At 67.1% G+C, this 16,594-nt stretch carries 15 protein-coding genes; 8 read left to right on the forward strand and 7 right to left on the reverse strand.

Features of this window, described 5'->3' with window-relative positions:
* Window positions 1-135 precede the first annotated feature (135 nt).
* The 4 genes from H1343_RS05295 (at window position 136) to hisG (ending at window position 4,242) form a co-directional block, all read left to right on the forward strand.
* Window positions 136-771 carry a DNA-3-methyladenine glycosylase I gene (locus H1343_RS05295; protein ID WP_185984880.1) on the forward strand — a complete coding sequence of 212 codons (636 nt, stop codon included), beginning with the start codon at window positions 136-138 and terminating at the stop codon, window positions 769-771.
* A 116-nt stretch (window positions 772-887) separates the two neighbouring features.
* The gene (gene hisS, locus H1343_RS05300; RefSeq protein ID WP_185984881.1) at window positions 888-2,405 is read left to right on the forward strand and encodes a histidine--tRNA ligase; all 1,518 of its coding nucleotides are present in this window, start codon (window positions 888-890) and stop codon (window positions 2,403-2,405) included.
* Entirely contained in the window at window positions 2,402-3,541 is a 1,140-nt protein-coding gene (locus H1343_RS05305; protein ID WP_185984882.1) for an ATP phosphoribosyltransferase regulatory subunit, read from the forward strand. Before hisS ends, H1343_RS05305 begins: the two co-directional genes overlap by 4 nt.
* Complete coding sequence (gene hisG / locus H1343_RS05310; protein WP_185984883.1) at window positions 3,538-4,242, forward strand: ATP phosphoribosyltransferase; 705 nt, start codon at window positions 3,538-3,540, stop codon at window positions 4,240-4,242. The genes H1343_RS05305 and hisG overlap by 4 nt, the downstream gene beginning before the upstream one ends.
* On the opposite strand, the gene H1343_RS05315 is transcribed toward hisG, so the two are convergent.
* From H1343_RS05315 to groES, 6 genes are all read right to left on the reverse strand, one after another.
* Window positions 4,233-4,613 (reverse strand): DoxX family protein, encoded by a 381-nt coding sequence (locus tag H1343_RS05315; RefSeq protein ID WP_185984884.1) that lies wholly within the window; start codon window positions 4,611-4,613, stop codon window positions 4,233-4,235. The two genes, hisG and H1343_RS05315, sit on opposite strands and share 10 nt — an antisense overlap.
* Window positions 4,614-4,755: 142 nt before the next feature.
* Window positions 4,756-6,147 (reverse strand): class II fumarate hydratase, encoded by a 1,392-nt coding sequence (gene fumC / locus H1343_RS05320; RefSeq protein ID WP_185984885.1) that lies wholly within the window; start codon window positions 6,145-6,147, stop codon window positions 4,756-4,758.
* A gap of 151 nt (window positions 6,148-6,298) precedes the next feature.
* Complete coding sequence (locus H1343_RS05325; protein WP_185984886.1) at window positions 6,299-6,484, reverse strand: CsbD family protein; 186 nt, start codon at window positions 6,482-6,484, stop codon at window positions 6,299-6,301.
* 90 nt (window positions 6,485-6,574) lie between these two features.
* Entirely contained in the window at window positions 6,575-7,351 is a 777-nt protein-coding gene (locus H1343_RS05330; protein ID WP_185984887.1) for a sulfite exporter TauE/SafE family protein, read from the reverse strand.
* A gap of 661 nt (window positions 7,352-8,012) precedes the next feature.
* Window positions 8,013-9,659: a chaperonin GroEL gene (gene groL / locus H1343_RS05335; protein WP_185984888.1), complete on the reverse strand. Its 1,647-nt coding sequence runs from the start codon at window positions 9,657-9,659 to the stop codon at window positions 8,013-8,015.
* 80 nt (window positions 9,660-9,739) lie between these two features.
* A complete protein-coding gene (gene groES / locus H1343_RS05340; RefSeq protein WP_055890588.1) occupies window positions 9,740-10,036 on the reverse strand; it encodes a co-chaperone GroES in 297 nt (98 codons plus the stop codon).
* A gap of 284 nt (window positions 10,037-10,320) precedes the next feature.
* Here groES and H1343_RS05345 point away from each other — a divergent pair, with 284 nt between their 5' ends.
* From H1343_RS05345 to H1343_RS05360, 4 genes are all read left to right on the forward strand, one after another.
* A complete protein-coding gene (locus tag H1343_RS05345) occupies window positions 10,321-11,166 on the forward strand; it encodes a TIGR01459 family HAD-type hydrolase (RefSeq protein WP_185984889.1) in 846 nt (281 codons plus the stop codon).
* Window positions 11,163-12,176, forward strand: a complete 1,014-nt coding sequence (locus H1343_RS05350; protein WP_185984890.1) for a bifunctional riboflavin kinase/FAD synthetase — start codon at window positions 11,163-11,165, stop codon at window positions 12,174-12,176. Before H1343_RS05345 ends, H1343_RS05350 begins: the two co-directional genes overlap by 4 nt.
* A gap of 194 nt (window positions 12,177-12,370) precedes the next feature.
* The gene (gene ileS / locus H1343_RS05355; protein WP_185984891.1) at window positions 12,371-15,394 is read left to right on the forward strand and encodes an isoleucine--tRNA ligase; all 3,024 of its coding nucleotides are present in this window, start codon (window positions 12,371-12,373) and stop codon (window positions 15,392-15,394) included.
* A 136-nt stretch (window positions 15,395-15,530) separates the two neighbouring features.
* Window positions 15,531-16,133, forward strand: coding sequence for a hypothetical protein (locus H1343_RS05360; RefSeq protein WP_185984892.1), 603 nt, complete (start codon window positions 15,531-15,533; stop codon window positions 16,131-16,133).
* Between the two features lie 15 nt (window positions 16,134-16,148).
* Here H1343_RS05360 and H1343_RS05365 read toward each other — a convergent pair whose 3' ends face one another.
* Window positions 16,149-16,583, reverse strand: coding sequence for a nucleoside deaminase (locus tag H1343_RS05365; protein ID WP_185985496.1), 435 nt, complete (start codon window positions 16,581-16,583; stop codon window positions 16,149-16,151).
* Window positions 16,584-16,594 lie beyond the last annotated feature (11 nt).

The raw sequence follows: 16,594 nt of genomic DNA on the forward strand, positions 1-16,594 counted from the left end.
CCGTCCGGTCTGCGTCGCTGCCCTCGCATGTTATGGCGTCGCGCGTTCGCCACAAGGTGCGGCGCCCCGCCCGTGTCGCGTCATCGCTCGTGCGTGGCTCTTGCGCCACGCAGCGTTCGCGGGCAGACGAGGCGTATGGCGGAAGACGGCATCACTGTCGGCGCGGACGGCGCGGCACGTTGCGCCTGGGCGGGGGCGGACGCGCTCTATGGGCGCTATCACGACACTGAATGGGGCCGCCCGCAGGGGGACAGCCGCGCCCTCTACGAGAAGCTGTGCCTCGAAGGCTTTCAGGCCGGGCTTTCCTGGATCACCATCCTGCGCAAGCGCGAGGCCTTCCGGGAGCTTTTCGAAGGCTTCGAGGTGGACCGTGTCGCCCGCTTCGGCGAGCCGGACATCGAGCGCATCGTGCAGGATGCGCGCATCATCCGCCATCGCGGCAAGATCGCTTCGGCGATCCGCAATGCGCGGGCCGTTCGCGAGCTTGAGCAGAAAGAGGGCCGCTCGCTCGCCGCCTTCCTCTGGAGCTTCGAGCCCGGCGAGGACGAGCGTCCGCGGCGCGTGACGCGGGACTGGATCGTCGCCAACACCGTCACGCCGGCTTCGACGCGGCTTTCCAAGGCGCTGAAGAAACATGGCTTCGGCTTTGTCGGCCCTACCACCTGCCACGCCTTCATGGAGGCAATGGGCATGGTCAACGACCATATGGACGGCTGCGCCTGCCGCGCCCCTTGCGAAGCCGAGCGCCAGGCCTTTGTACGCCCGCGCTGAAACTTGAAGCGGCCCGCCCCATCCGTTAGGACGCGCGAAGAAACTAGAACATCGAAATTACTTATTTGGGCGCTGCGGTCTCAGCGGGCGCCGTGCTTGCGACGGGCAGCGAAGACATGGCCGAAAAGAACAAGAAGAAGCCCACCCGCGTGAAGGCGCGCGCGCCGCGCGGCTTCGTCGATCGCTCGGCCGCCGACCTGCGCGCGCAGGGACAGATGCTGGAGACGATCCGCCGCGTCTACGAGACCTGGGGCTTCGAGCCGGTCGAGACGCCCTTCCTCGAATACACCGACGCGCTCGGCAAGTTTCTGCCCGACTCGGACCGCCCGAACGAAGGCGTCTTCTCGCTGCAGGACGACGACGAGGAATGGCTGTCGCTGCGCTACGACCTGACCGCGCCGCTGGCGCGCTACGTGGCCGAGAATTTCGAGGACCTGCCGAAGCCCTATCGCTCGTATCGCGCGGGCTACGTCTTCCGCAACGAGAAGCCGGGGCCGGGCCGCTTCCGCCAGTTCATGCAGTTCGACGCCGACATCGTCGGCGCGCCGAACGTCTCGGCCGATGCCGAGATGGCGATGATGATGGCCGACACGATGGAGGCGCTCGGCATCGCGCGCGGCCAGTACGTGATCCGGGTGAACAACCGCAAGGTGCTGGACGGCGTCATGGAGGCTATTGGCCTCGGCGGCGACGAGAATGCCGGCCAGCGCCTCACCGTGCTGCGCGCGCTCGACAAGCACGACAAGTTCGGCGACGAGGGCGTGCGGCTCTTGCTCGGCGCCGGCCGAAAGGACGAGAGCGGAGACTTCACCAAGGGCGCTGGCCTCGACACTGCGGCGATCGACAAGGTTATGGGCCTGTTCTCGGAGGGCAGCGACGGAGCGCGGCTCGACGCGATCCGCGCGGCGTTCGCGGGCTCACCGAAGGTCGAGGAAGGCGCGCTCGAGCTGTCGCAGATCGAGGAGGCGAGCCGCGCCGCCGGATACGGCGCCGAGCGCATCTTCATCGACCCCTCGGTCGTGCGCGGGCTCGAATACTACACCGGCCCGGTCTTCGAAGCCGAACTGCTGTTCGACGTCGTCAACGAGAAGGGCGAAAAGGTCCGCTTCGGCTCCGTCGGCGGCGGCGGGCGCTATGACGGCCTCGTCTCGCGCTTCCTGTCGACGTCCGTGCCGGCCACCGGCTTCTCCATCGGTGTCTCGCGGCTGCAGGCCGCATTGAAGAATCTCGGCCGCCTGACCGACGATGCCGCGATCGGTCCGGTCGTCGTCACCGTCATGGATCGCGACCGCATGGCCGACTATCAGGCGATGGCGGCGAAGCTGCGCGCGGCCCTCAACGGTCCCGGCAAGCCGGTCGTCCCGGTGGAAGTGTTCCAAGGCAACCCGAAGCAGTTCGGCAAGCAGCTTCAATATGCCGACCGCCGGAACGCGCCGGTCGCGATCATCCAGGGCGGTGACGAGAAGCTTGCAGGCAAGGTGCAGGTCAAGGACCTCGCGCTCGGCAAGGAGCTCTCGGCCGGCATCGAGGACAATGCCGAATGGCGCGAGGCGCGCGCAGGGCAGGAACTCGTGGACGAGGCCGATCTGGTGACGGCCGTCGAGGCCATTCTCTCTCGGCGTCCGCGCGGATGAGCGCCCAGGATACCGGCGCGGTTGAGGCGGCGCTCGCGGCCTTCTTCGCGGCACGCGGTGCGAATGCGGTTGCGACGCCGATCCTCCAGCCCGCCGAGCCCTATCTCGACACGGCCGGCGAAGCGCTGCGTCGGCGCATCTTCCTAACGCGCGGCGAGGGCGGCCGCTCGCTCTGCCTGCGCCCGGACTTCACCATTCCCGTCGCGCTCGCGCACATCGAGCGCGGGCAGGCGCTGCCGCGTCGCTACTCCTACAGCGGCCTCGTCTTCCGGCAGGACCGCGGCGACGGACCGGCGGAGTTCCGGCAGGCCGGCATCGAAGACCTGGGCGATCCGCAGACGGGCGAGGCGGACGCCCGCGCCATCGCCGACGCACTGGCCGCGCTCGAAGCTTGCGGGATCGAGCGCGCTTCGCTCGAAACCGTTGTCGGCGATCAGGGGCTCTTCGAGGCGTTCCTTGCCTCGCTCGGTCTCCCGGCCGGCTGGCAGCGCCGCCTCGTGCGTACCTTCGGCAACGACGGGCTGCTCGTGCAGGCGCTCGAAAGCCTGTCGACCGGCTCGTCGCGAGACGTCTTCGCCAATCTTGCGCCCGACCTCGTGGATGCCGCGCGCGCGGGTGACGTCGATACGCTCGCCGACGAAATCTCCGAATGGATGGAGGAGGGCGGCCTGCCGCCGCATCGCAGCCGCACGGCGCGCGAGGTGGCAGAGCGCCTGGTGGAGAAGATCGCGGTTGCCGAAGCCCGGCTCGACGGCGCGCTTCTGGAGCGACTGCGGCGCTTTCTCGCCATCGACTGCCCGCTCGACCGGGCCGAGGCCGAACTGACGGCGGCCGGCGTTGCGCCGGGTGCCTCGCTGGCACTTCTCGAGGCGCGCAACAAGGCTTTGACGACGGCCGGCGTCGATCTTTCCACGATCCGCTACCGCGCCGCCTTCGGCCGACCGCTCGACTACTATACCGGCATGGTCTTCGAGATCTCCGCGCCCCCGCTCGCCGGGCCGCTCGCGGGTGGAGGAAGATACGACCGGCTCGTCTCGTTCCTCGGGGCGCGCGAGACGATCCCGGCGGTGGGCTTCTCGCTGTGGCTGGACCGGATCGAGACCGCCACCGCCACCGCCACTGGGGCCGCGAAATGACCGTCACGCTCGCCATTCCCTCGAAGGGTCGCCTGAAGGAGAACGCCGTCGGCGTTCTCGCGCGTGCCGGCATCCGCGTGGTGCCGAGCGAGGACGACCGTTCCTACCGCACGCGCGTGGAGGGACTGGACGGGCTGGAGGTGCTCCTCCTGTCCGCCTCGGAGATCGCCCGCGAGGTGCGCGACGGGGCGATCCATCTCGGCGTGACAGGTGAGGACCTGTTGCGCGAGACGGTGCCGGACCTTTCGCCCTCGATCGAGATCCTGGCGCGGCTCGGCTTCGGCCATGCCGACGTGGTCGTCGCGGTGCCCGACTCGTGGGTGGACGTGACGACGATGGAGGATCTGAACGATGTGGCGGGTTCGTTCCGCCAGCGGCACGGCCGGCGCCTGCGCATCGCGACCAAATACTGGCGGCTGACGCAGAGCTTCTTCACGCGCGCCCACGGCATCCAGACCTACCGGATCGTTGAAAGCCTCGGCGCGACCGAGGGAGCTCCGGCGGCGGGCTCGGCCGACATCATCGTCGACATCACCTCGTCCGGATCGACACTGACGGCCAACAGGCTGCGCATCCTGTCGGACGGGCTGATCCTCTCCTCGCAGGCATGCCTTGCGCGTTCGATGACGGCAACGCTGGAAGAGGGCGACGCCGAAACCCTAAGCGAGATCCAGCGTCGCTTCTCGTCGGCTCAGCTGTAACGCGAGACGCGCGCGCTGCGGTCGAGCGCGAAGGCGCCGGGCCCGTATGCGGCGAGGAAGACGTAGCCGCCCGCCAGCGCGAGGTTCTTCACGATGGCGGACATGTCGCCCATGTGGCCGATGAAAGCCGTGGCGACGCAGAAGACCGCGAGCGCCAGCGCAGCGTAGAAGGTCTTGAAGCCGACGAGGACGAGCAGGCCGCAGGCAAGCTCGAACAGGCCCACGACATAGGCCGTGGCGATGCCGCCCGGAACGCCGAGCGAGCCGAGATAGCCCGCGAAACCGGCGGCGCCGGCGAGCTTGCCGAAGCCGCCGACGATGAAGATGATCGCCATCAGGATGCGGGCGATGAGTAGGACGACAGGGTTCATTCCGGTGCTCCGGTCAGGATGATTGCGCTCCATCCTTACCGGTTTGCCCGTCCCGCCAGAATTCTCCGGATCGCGCACTCATCGTTCACCGAACGCGATACGGTCTGGCGTCGTCATTGACGGCGCCGGATGTTCGCTCGGCTTAGCCGGGCCGCGTCATGGCCGCAGGATCGACGATCCTGTCGTAGTCCTCGCCGGAGATGAAGCCGGAAGCGATCGCCTCCTCGCGAAGGGTCGTGCCCTTCTTGTGCGCGGTCTTGGCGATGGTCGCGGCGTTGTCGTAGCCGATCGTCGGCGCCAGCGCCGTCACCAGCATCAGCGACTGCTCCATGAGCGACCTGATGCGATCCTCGTTCGCCTTGATGCCCTCGACGCAATGCTCGCGGAACGAGTTCATGCCGTCGGCCAGAAGCCGGATCGAGGACAGGACGGCGTTGGCGATCACCGGCTTGAAGACGTTGAGCTCGAAATGACCCTGGCTGGCGGCGACGGTGACCGTCGTCTCGTGGCCGAACACCTCGCAGGCCACCATGGTCAGCGCCTCGGCCTGCGTCGGGTTCACCTTGCCCGGCATGATCGAGGAGCCCGGCTCGTTTTCGGGCAGCGAGAGTTCGCCGAGGCCCGAGCGCGGCCCCGAGCCGAGGAAACGGATGTCGTTGGCGATCTTGAAGAGGTCGGTCGCCAGTGCGTTGAGCGCGCCGTGGAAGAAGGCGAGCGCGCCATGCGAGGCCAGTGCCTCGAACTTGTTGCCGGCCGTGCGGAAGGGCTGGCCGGTGAGGTTCGCGATCTCCGCCGCGATCTTCTCGTCGAACCCGACCGGCGCGTTGAGGCCGGTGCCGACGGCTGTGCCGCCCTGCGCCAGCGCATAGACGTCATGGAGAGCCTTCTCGATGCGCACCTTGCCGAGTTCGAGCGCGGCGGCATAGCCGGAGAACTCCTGTCCGAGCGTGATGGGCGTGGCGTCCTGCGTATGGGTGCGGCCGATCTTGATGATCGGCGCGAATTCCTTCGCCTTGGCGTCGAGCGCGGCGTGCAGGGCGTCGATGGCAGGCATCACCCGCGCGACGGTCTCGAGCGCGACCGCGACGTGGATCGCCGTCGGGAACACGTCATTCGACGACTGGCCCATATTGACGTGGTCGTTCGGGTGGACCGGCTTCTTAGAGCCCATCTCGCCGCCCATCGCCTCGATGGCGCGGTTGGAGATGACCTCGTTGACGTTCATGTTCGTCTGTGTGCCCGAGCCGGTCTGATAGACGACGAGCGGGAAGTGGTCGTCCAGCTTGCCGGATATGACCTCGTCCGCAGCGGCCACGATCGCGGCCGCGATATCGTCGTCGAGTTTGCCGTAACCCTTGTTGACGAGGGCCGCTGCTTTCTTAACCGTGGCGAGAGCGTGGATGACAGCGATTGGCTGGCGGTCGGTGCCGATCTTGAAATTGTTGAGCGAACGCTCCGTCTGCGCGCCCCAATAACGATCGTCGGCCACCTCGATGGCGCCGATGGAATCGGTCTCGCGTCTCGTTCCGCTCATGTCCTGTCCTTCCCGTGCTCGACACACGCGTGGCCCGCAAAGGCCGGCGCGAGCGCGAATTAGCATGGAGAAGGGGAGGGCGGAACCCGCATTCCGCGCACGGAAAAGGCCGCCCCGAAGGGACGGCCTCTTGATGTCCGGATAGGCTGGCTTAGCGGTTGACCTGATCCTTCACAGCGTCCTTGACCTTGCCGTAGTTCTTCTGGGTCTTGCCCTCGGCCTGGTCAGCCATGCCTTCGGCCTGCATGCGCTCGTTGCCCACCGCCTTGCCGGCGGCCTCCTTGACCCTGCCGCCCACTTCCTTGGCGCCGCCCTTGATCTGGTTGCTGTCGACCATGGTCTTTCTCCGTAAATCCCGGCTCTGCCGCGTCGGCGTGCCGTCATGTCAGGAAAACGGGAAAGGAGGGGGCCGGTTCCCGCTGGAAGATTACGATCCCGACAGAATTCCCCAAACCTGCGTGATGCCGAGAATGCAGATGAGGCTGCCGACGAGGCGCAGAAGCGTGTCTGTCGACAGGATGCGCACGATGTAGCCGGCGAAGGGCGCGGCGATGACCCCGCCGGCGATCAGGCCGGCCACTGCCAGTGCGTGGGTGGACAGGTCGTCTGCTTCCTCCCAGTGGCCGGTGAGGAGCGAGAAGAGGAAGGCGAGGGAGACCGACAGCGTGACGAGGAACTCGGCTGTGTTCACGGTGCCGATGACGTAGCGCGGCTGCCCGCCTGCACCGAGAAGACCCGTCGTGACGATCGGGCCCCAGCCGCCACCGCCGGCCGCGTCCAGAAAGCCGCCGGCCGCAGCCAGCGGCGGCACGACGGCCGCACGCACGGGCTTCGAGGGCCGATGCGTGAAGGAGCGTATGATCAGATAGACGCCGATGCAGGTGAGGTAGGCGGCCACGAAGGGGCGCATCGCCGCGCCGTCGAAACTCGTCAGGACATAGGTGCCGAGGACGCCGCCGACGATGCCGAAGGGAACGAGACGCCAGAAGAGCTTCCAGTCGATGTTTCGGTTGTACACATGCGCCGTGCCGGAAGCAGCCGTCGTGAAGAGTTCGGCGGCGTGGACCGAGGCCGAGGCGGCCGCCGGCGAGACGCCGAAGGACAGCAGCACCGTGGAGGAGATCACGCCGTAGGCCATGCCGAGTGCGCCGTCTATGAGTTGGGCGAGGATGCCGACGGCGAAGAAGAGGAGAAAGTCCTGCATGCGGTCTCTGCGAGCTGGAAGAGGTCGGCCGATAGGAGGCTAAGAGGCGCCCGCGCGCCACCATTTTCGTGTATCCTCTGTCTCGATCGGAAAAAGGCTTTCTTGCCGGAACCGGAGGCACGCGGCTTGAGCATTGCCGAGCCAGAGCCGTATTTCGCATAGCGGATCGATTACGAGGACGATTTCCATGCCTAGTCGATCGAGCAGGCATCGCTCCTGCGCCTGCGACGCTTCAGCGGGCTGGACTGCCCCGGATTTCCTGCCGACTAAATTTCACAATAGAGAGCCGTCAAACGGAAGAAGCCCGGCGGAGCGATCCGCCGGGCTTCTTATCTCGCGGGAGGCTTACGGCCTTCCAGAACCCTTTCGGGTTCCTAGAAGTCCATGCCGCCACCCGAAACCGGGTTTTCCTGGTTTCGGCACCTTTAATGATGGGCGGCTTTACGGCCTTCCAGAACCCCTTCGGGTTCCTAGAAGTCCATGACGCCACCCGAAACCGGGTTTTCCCGGTTTCGGCACCTTTAATGATGGGCGGCTTTACGGCCTTCCAGAACCCTTTCGGGTTCCTAGAAGTCCATGCCGCCACCCGAAACCGGGTTTTCCCGGTTTCGGCACCTTTGGTGATGGGCGGCTTTACGGCCTTCCAGAACCCTTCGGGTTCTTAGAAGTCCATGCCGCCCATGCCGCCCATGCCGCCGCCCGGCATCGCCGGCATCGCGCCGCCGTCCTTCTTCGGGGCTTCCGAGATCATCGCCTCGGTGGTGACGAGCAGGCCGGCGACCGAAGCCGCATCCTGCAGGGCCGAGCGAACGACCTTGACCGGATCGACGATGCCGAACTGGATCATGTCGCCATACTCGCCCGTCTGGGCGTTGTAGCCGTAGCTGGCCGAGGCGTTCTCGAGCAGCTTTCCGACGACGATGGAACCTTCGTCGCCCGCGTTCGTCACGATCTGACGGATCGGAGCCTGGAGCGCCTTGCGGACGATCGCGATGCCGGCGTCCTGATCGGCGTTCTCGCCCTTCAGGTCGACCGCGTTGGAAGCGCGCAGGAGAGCGACGCCGCCGCCCGGGACGATGCCTTCCTCTACGGCCGCGCGGGTCGCGTTGAGGGCGTCGTCGACGCGATCCTTCTTCTCCTTGACCTCGACCTCGGTCGCCCCGCCGACGCGGATCACCGCGACGCCGCCGGCGAGCTTGGCCAGACGCTCCTGGAGCTTCTCGCGATCGTAGTCGGACGAGGTCTCCTCGATCTGGCCCTTGATCTGGCCGACGCGGGCCTTGATGCCCTCGGCATCACCGTTGCCATCGACGATGGTGGTGTTTTCCTTGGTGATCGAGATCTTCTTGGCGCGGCCGAGCATGTCGAGCGAGACGTTCTCGAGCTTGATGCCGAGATCCTCGGAGATGACCTGACCGCCCGTGAGGATCGCGATGTCCTCGAGCATCGCCTTGCGGCGATCGCCGAAGCCCGGCGCCTTGACTGCCGCGATCTTCAGGCCGCCACGCAGCTTGTTGACGACGAGCGTGGCCAGAGCCTCGCCCTCGACGTCCTCGGCGATGATGACGAGCGGCTTGCCCGACTGCACGACGGCCTCGAGGACCGGCAGCATCGCCTGGAGGTTGGAGAGCTTCTTCTCGTGCAGGAGGATGTACGGATCCTCGAGCTCGGCGACCATCTTCTCGGCGTTGGTCACGAAGTACGGCGACAGATAGCCGCGATCGAACTGCATGCCCTCGACGACCTCGAGCTCGGTCTCGGCGGTCTTGGCTTCCTCGACGGTGATGACACCCTCGTTGCCGACCTTCTGCATCGCCGAGGCGATCATCTGGCCGATTTCCTTCTCGCCATTGGCGGAGATGGTGCCGACCTGGGCGACCTCGTCGGAGGTGTCGATCGAGCGGGCCGAGGCCAGCAGCGACTCGACGACCTTGGCGACGGCCGAATCGATGCCGCGCTTGACGTCCATCGGGTTCATGCCGGCGGCAACCGCCTTTGCGCCTTCCTTGACGATCGCCTGAGCGAGGACCGTCGCGGTCGTGGTGCCGTCACCGGCCTTGTCGTTGGTCTTCGAGGCCACTTCGCGCACCATCTGGGCGCCCATGTTCTCGAACTTGTCCTCGAGCTCGATCTCCTTGGCAACGGAGACGCCGTCCTTGGTGATGCGCGGAGCGCCGAAGGACTTGTCGATCACGACGTTGCGGCCCTTGGGGCCGAGCGTGACCTTCACCGCGTCGGCGAGGATGTCGACGCCGCGCAGCATGCGCTCGCGCGCGTCACGGCCGAACTTGACTTCTTTGGCTGCCATTTTCGTTCTCTCCTCGGCGCGTCCTCGTAGGGGACGGCGCCGCTAGACGTTGAAAGGGGTTCTTTGAAACGGCCGAAGGATCAGCCGACGATCCCGAGGATGTCGGATTCCTTCATGATGAGGAGGTCCTCACCGCCGAGCTTGATCTCGGTGCCCGACCATTTGCCGAACAGGATGCGGTCGCCGGCCTTGACCTCGAGCGGGTTGACCTTGCCGGTCTCGTCGCGCGCGCCGGCGCCGACGGCGACGATCTCGCCTTCCTGCGGCTTTTCCTTGGCGGTGTCGGGAATGATGATTCCGCCGGCCGTCTTCGCCTCGGACTCGACACGGCGAACGACCACACGGTCGTGCAAGGGACGGAAGTTCACGTTGGCCATATTCAAACCTTCGCTCGTTGATGCCTCCGGGCACGACGCCCGAATACAAGGATTGGCACTCGATGGTTGCGAGTGCTAGCAACGGCGAGATAAGGTTCGGCGGGCGGAATTGTCAAGGCGGGCACCGGCCTGTTCGACGCTCAAATCGGGTCGACGCGCGGTTCGATCAAGAGCTCATCATACGAAGCCCCGGCGCGGCGTGTCGGGTTGACCGTGGGCGCGCGCCTATCTATCGCCTCGCCACGGGCGTCGCGCCCGCAAAGCCGCGCAAAGGTGAATTTTTCATGTCGCACGCCCCTAACGTCGAGGCCATCGGCGCGCTGAGCGAAGTCTCGCAGCGATACGATGCGCTGTTCTGCGACGTCTGGGGCGTCGTCCACGATGGCGTCCGGAAGTCGCCTGAGGCGGAAGCCGCCCTCGTCGCCGCACGCGAGGCGGGCACGAAGGTCATCCTCATCACCAATTCGCCGCGTCTCTCACGCGGGGTGGTCGCGCAGCTCGACGCCCTCGACGTCACCCGCGAAGCCTATGACGACATCGTCACGTCGGGCGATGCGACGCGCAGCTTGATCGAGCGCGCGGAGCCGCGCATCTTCCATATCGGCCCGTCCCGCGATCGCGACATCTTCGAAGGTCTCGCCGTCGAATTCGTCGCCGAGGAGGACGCGTCGGCCATCGTGGCGACGGGCCTCTTCGACGATGAGGTCGAGACGCCGGCCGACTACGCGGATGTTCTCGGGCGCGCGGCCGGGCGGGGCATCGAGATGATCTGCGCCAATCCCGACATCGTGGTGCATCGCGGCGAAAAGCTGATCTACTGCGCCGGTGCGCTCGGCCAGGTCTATGCCGAGCTCGGCGGCACCGTGCGCCTGGCCGGCAAGCCGCACCGCCCGATCTACGAGGTCGCGATGGAGAAGCTCGGCATCGCCTCGCCGCGCATCCTGTGCATTGGCGACGGCATGTTCACGGACGTGAAGGGCGGAGCGACGATCGGCGCCGACGTCCTCTTCGTCCAGGAGGGCATCCACCGCGACGAACTCGCCCATGCCCGCGACGACATGCAGGCGCTGCACGGAGCGCTCGCCGAGCGCGAACTGACCGCGCGTTACGTGATGCCGGCCCTGCGATGAGCGTGAAGGCCGATTTCGTGCGCGTCGAGGGGGAGGCGGCATTTCCGCGCGCTCTTCTCGGAGGCGTCGTGGCGATCGGCAATTTCGACGGCGTCCATCGCGGCCACCAGTCGGTGCTCGAGACGGCAGCAGCCAGCGCGCGCGAGTGCGGCGCGCCGCTTGTGGCGCTGACCTTCGAGCCCCATCCGCGCACGGTCTTCGCCCCCGCCCACCCGGTGCCGCGCCTCACCCCGGCCGCCGTGAAGGCGCGGCTCTTTTCGGCACTCGGTTTCGATGCCGTGGTCGAGCAGCCTTTCGACCGGGACTATGCCGGGCTTTCGGCGGAAGACTTCATCGCCGGCACGATCGTCCAGCGGCTCGGCGCGCGCGATGTCGTCGTCGGCTTTGACTTCCAGTTTGGCGCGCGGCGCTCGGGCGATGCCGCCTACCTTGCCGAGGCGGGCCGTCGCCACGGTTTCGGGGTCGAGGTGGTTGAGGCGTATGACGAGGGCGGCGCGGCGGTTTCCTCCAGCCGTATCCGCACGCTTCTGAGCGAGGGCGAGGCGGATGCGGCAGCGCACCTCCTCGGCTATCGCTGGACGATCGAAGGCGCCGTCGGCCACGGCCGCAAGGTCGGCCGCACGCTTGGCTATCCGACCGCCAACATGGTTCTGGATGCGCCGGAGCTTCTCGCGAACGGCATCTATGCCGTGCGCGTTCGACGCGCCGACGGAAGCCTTCACGATGGCGTCGCGAGCTACGGCCGCCGCCCGACCTTCGACGACGGCGCGCCGCTGTTCGAGACCTATCTCTTCGATTTTGCCGGCGACCTCTATGGCGAGGCGCTGTCGATCTCCATCTTCGCGAGGTTGCGCGGCGAGGAGCGTTTCGACGATGTCCCCGCTCTCGTCGCGCAGATGGACCGCGACGCGGCCCTCGCCCGCGAGCTTCTAGCTGGTGCGGCTCCCTTGTCGGCGCTCGACGAGGCGATCGCCTTTTCGAAAATGCTTTATCGGCCGCCCGCCGATTGATAGAGAGACGCGATGCGTCACGACCCGGAATGTCCCGCCGCCCGCCGGCCGCGAATTAGCCGCCCGGTCTCGCCCTCGCTCTGAAGCGCAGCGGGACCGGGGCACCGATCCGTCCCGGCTTCATCCGGGCCCTTCTGTTTGACCCGCTCCATGGCGCCTTCCCGTCGCGCCGGCGGCGATGCGAAAAAGACGCCATGACCAAGAACGACACCGCGCCCGACTATTCCAAGACGCTCTTCCTGCCGCAGACGGAGTTTCCGATGCGCGCGGGCCTGCCGCAGGCCGAACCGAGATGGATCGAGCGCTGGGACGGGATGGATCTCTACAAGAAGCTGCGCGAGGCGGGGAAGGGGCGGCCGAAATACGTGCTGCACGACGGCCCGCCCTATGCCAACGGCAATCTCCACATCGGCCACGCGCTCAACAAGGTCCTGAAGGACGTCATCACGCGCTCCTTCCAGATGCGCGGCTACGATGCCAATTACGTGCCCGGCTGGGACTGCCATGGCCTGCCGATCGAATGGAAGATCGAGGAGCAGTACCGCGCCAAGGGTCGCGACAAGGACGAGGTGCCGGTCAACGAGTTCCGCCAGGAATGCCGCGACTTCGCCGCGCACTGGGTGGGCGAGCAGAGCCGCGAGTTCCGCCGGCTCGGTGTCGAGGGCGACTTCAAGGATCCGTATCTGACGATGGCCTTCGAGGCCGAGAGCGTCATCGCGGGCGAACTCCTGAAGTTCGCGATGAGCGGACAGCTCTATCGCGGCTCCAAGCCGATCATGTGGTCTGTGGTGGAGAAGACCGCGCTCGCCGAGGCCGAGGTCGAGTATCACGACCACGAGTCCGACACGGTCTGGGTGAAGTTTCATCTGAAGGCGGTGCCGCAGGGTTATCCTGCCGCCTTCCACGGTGACGCGGAGGGTGGGGCGAGCGTCAGCGTTTCGCAGGCCGCTCCGCTCGATGGTGCCTTCGTGGTGATCTGGACGACGACGCCCTGGACGCTTCCGGGCAACCGCGCCATAGCCTTTTCGGACCGCGTCTCCTACGGCCTCTACGAGGTGAGCGCGCCGGAGGATGCCGACCACCCGCGTTGGGCAAAGCAGGGGGAGCGCTACGTCCTTGCGGACGCTCTGGCCTCGGATGTCTTCGCGAAGGCGCGCGTGCCGGAAGACGGCTTCCGCCGCCTCGCCGATATTGCGCCCGGCGATCTCGCCGGCCTCGTCTGCGAGCATCCGCTGGCCGGCCTCGCCGGAGGCTACGGCTTCTCGGTCCCTCTTCTCGAGGGCGAACACGTCACCGACGAGGCGGGTACGGGCTTCGTCCACACCGCGCCGAGCCACGGCCGCGAGGATTTCGACGTATGGATGGCGAGCCGGCGTGGGCTGGAAGCGCGCGGCATCGACGCCGCGATCCCCTTCACGGTCGACGATGACGGCTTCTACACCAAGGACGCGCCGGGCTTCGGCCCCGATGCGGAAGGCGGGCCGGCGCGCGTCATCGACGACAAGGGCAAGAAGGGTGATGCGAACAAGCGCGTGATCGATGCGCTGGTGGCGCGGGGGATGCTGCTCGCCCGCGGCCGTCTGAAACACTCCTACCCGCATTCCTGGCGCTCGAAGAAGCCGGTGATCTTCCGCAACACGCCGCAATGGTTCGTCCATATGGATAAGGACCTCGGCGGGTATGGGCTGGATGCCGCGGCGCAGGCCGACGACACGCTGCGCGCCCGTGCCCTGCGCGCCATAGACGAGACGCGCTTCGTGCCGGCCTCCGGCCAGAACCGCCTGCGCGGCATGATCGCCGACCGGCCGGACTGGGTGCTCTCGCGCCAGCGCGCCTGGGGCGTGCCGATCTGCGTCTTCGTCGACGAGGACGGCGAGGTCCTGAAGGACGAGGCGGTGAACGCCCGCATCACTGAAGCCTTTGCCAAGGAAGGCGCTGACGCCTGGTTCGCGGACGGAGCCAAGGAGCGTTTCCTCGGCAACGAGCATGACGGCACGAAGTGGGCCATGGTCCGCGACATCCTCGACGTCTGGTTCGATTCCGGCTCCACCCACGCCTTCTGCCTGGAGAAGCGGCCCGACCTGAAATGGCCCGCCGACCTCTATCTCGAAGGTTCGGACCAGCATCGCGGCTGGTTCCACTCCTCGCTCCTGGAGGCCTGCGGAACGCGCGGCCGCGCGCCCTACGACGCGGTTCTGACGCATGGCTTCGTCATGGACGAGGACGGGCGCAAGATGTCGAAGTCGCTTGGCAACGTCGTGACGCCGCAGGAGGTGATCCAGCAGTCGGGCGCCGACATCCTGCGGCTCTGGGTCGTCTCTTCCGACTATTCGGAGGACCTTCGGCTCGGCAAGACGATCCTCCAGACCAATGTCGACGCCTATCGCAAGCTGCGCAACACGATCCGCTGGATGCTCGGCACGCTCGCCCACGATACGGGCGAGGACGTGCCGCTCGCCGAGATGCCCGAACTCGAGCGCCTGATGCTGCATCGTCTCGCCGAGATCGGCGAGGTGGTCGAGAAGGGCTACGACAACTTCGACTTCAAGCGCATCGCGCGAACGCTGATCGACTTCATGGTCGTCGAGCTCTCGGCCTTCTATTTCGACGTGCGCAAGGACGCGCTCTATTGCGATGCGCCGTCCTCCACACGCCGCAAGGCGGCGCTGCAGGTGGTGCGGCTGATCTTCGACCGTCTGGTGAAATGGCTGGCACCGCTCCTGCCCTTCACCACGGAGGAAGCGTGGCTCTCGCTGAACCCGGACGCCGTCTCGGTGCATCTCGAACAGTTCCCGAAAACGCCGCAGGGTTGGCGCGAACCCGAGCTCGCCGCTCGCTGGCAGAAAATCCGCCGCGTGCGCCGCGTCGTCATGGGTGCGCTCGAAGAGAAGCGCCGGGCCAAGGAGATCGGCTCCTCGCTCGAATCGGCACCGGTGGTCTACATTGACGACGCGGCCCTGCGCGCGCTCGTCGAGAGCGTCGACTTCGCAGAGATCGCGATCACCAGCGGCTTCACCCTTGGGCAGGGCGAGGCGCCCGGCGAGGCGTTCCGCCTGCCCGATGCACCCGGCATCGCCGTTGTCCACCAGCCGGCACTGGGCCGCAAATGCGCCCGTTCCTGGAAGGTCACCGAGGATGTCGGCGCCGATCCGGACTATCCGGACGTGACGCTGCGCGACGCTGGCGCGCTGCGCGAGCTGGGTTACGCGCCGGCCTGAGGCCGTCAGGATTGCAGGGGCGGGGCGGGCGCTTTATAGCTTGCCTGCAATTCGCCGGATTGTGGTGCGAGGGCGCGGGATGCATGAATTTGCGCGCCCTCCGGCCTGCCGGCCAATGCGATGGGGAAAACGATCGATGAGCATCAACAGGCATTCCACGCTGCGCATCGCCGCCGTCGCGACCTGCGGCTTGTCCCTCGCCGCCTGCATGGGGCCGACCTACGGCACCGGCACGACGTCCGGCGCGCAGCTTCTGAACGACGTTGATGGCATGTTCTCCTTCGGCTCGCCGTCGCGTGAGCGCATCAACTACGAGGAGCGCCCCGAACTGGTGCGCCCCGACCAGATCGGCCAGCTTCCGCCGCCGCAGACGCCGCGTGCCGTCGTGGAGGAAGAGCAGCAGGCAGCGGCGGCCGCTGCTGCCGTCGAGCCGGTCGAAATCGGCTCGCGCGGCAACCGCGCCCCGCTCTCCTCGATCTCGCGTTCGGCACAGGACGGCAGCTGGATCGATCCGCGCGAGCTGAACGAGGTCGGCCAGCGCGTCACCGCCGCCCGCGAGGCCGCACGGCAGGGGAACACGAACCAGCGTCGCTACCTCACCGAGCCGCCGGTCGAATATCGTCAGGCCTCGGCTTCGGCGCCCGTCGGTGAACTGGGCGTCGATGAGGAGATCAAGGAGCGGCGCTCGCGCGGCACCCAGCCGATCGGCCAGCGAATCCGCAACGCGCTGCCGTTCTGATCGCTCGCTGCCGGATCAATCGCTGCGCCTCGCGGCGAAGAAGTCCCTGAGAAGCGCTGCGCTCGGCGCCTCCGCAATGGCCGAATAGACGTCCGGCGAATGATGGCACGTGGCCTGCGAGAAGAAGCGCGAGCCGTGCTCCACCGCGCCGCCCTTCTCGTCGGCAACGCCGTAATACAGCCGGCGGATGCGCGCGAAGGATATGGCGCCCGCGCACATGGCGCAGGGCTCCAGCGTGACGTAGAGGTCGCAACCCGTCAGCCGTTCCTGGCCGAGCGCCTCGCAGGCCATGCGGATCGCCACGATCTCGGCGTGGGCGGTCGGATCGTTGCGCGCGCGCGTCTCGTTGCCTGCGCTCGCCACGACGTCGTCGCCGCGCACGATCACTGCGCCGACCGGCACCTCGCCGCGCTCGCCCGCGCGCGCAGCTTCCGCGAGCGCCTGTTCCATGAAGCCGTTGC

Source organism: Aureimonas mangrovi (assembly GCF_014058705.1).
In the GTDB taxonomy this organism is placed as follows: domain Bacteria; phylum Pseudomonadota; class Alphaproteobacteria; order Rhizobiales; family Rhizobiaceae; genus Aureimonas; species Aureimonas mangrovi.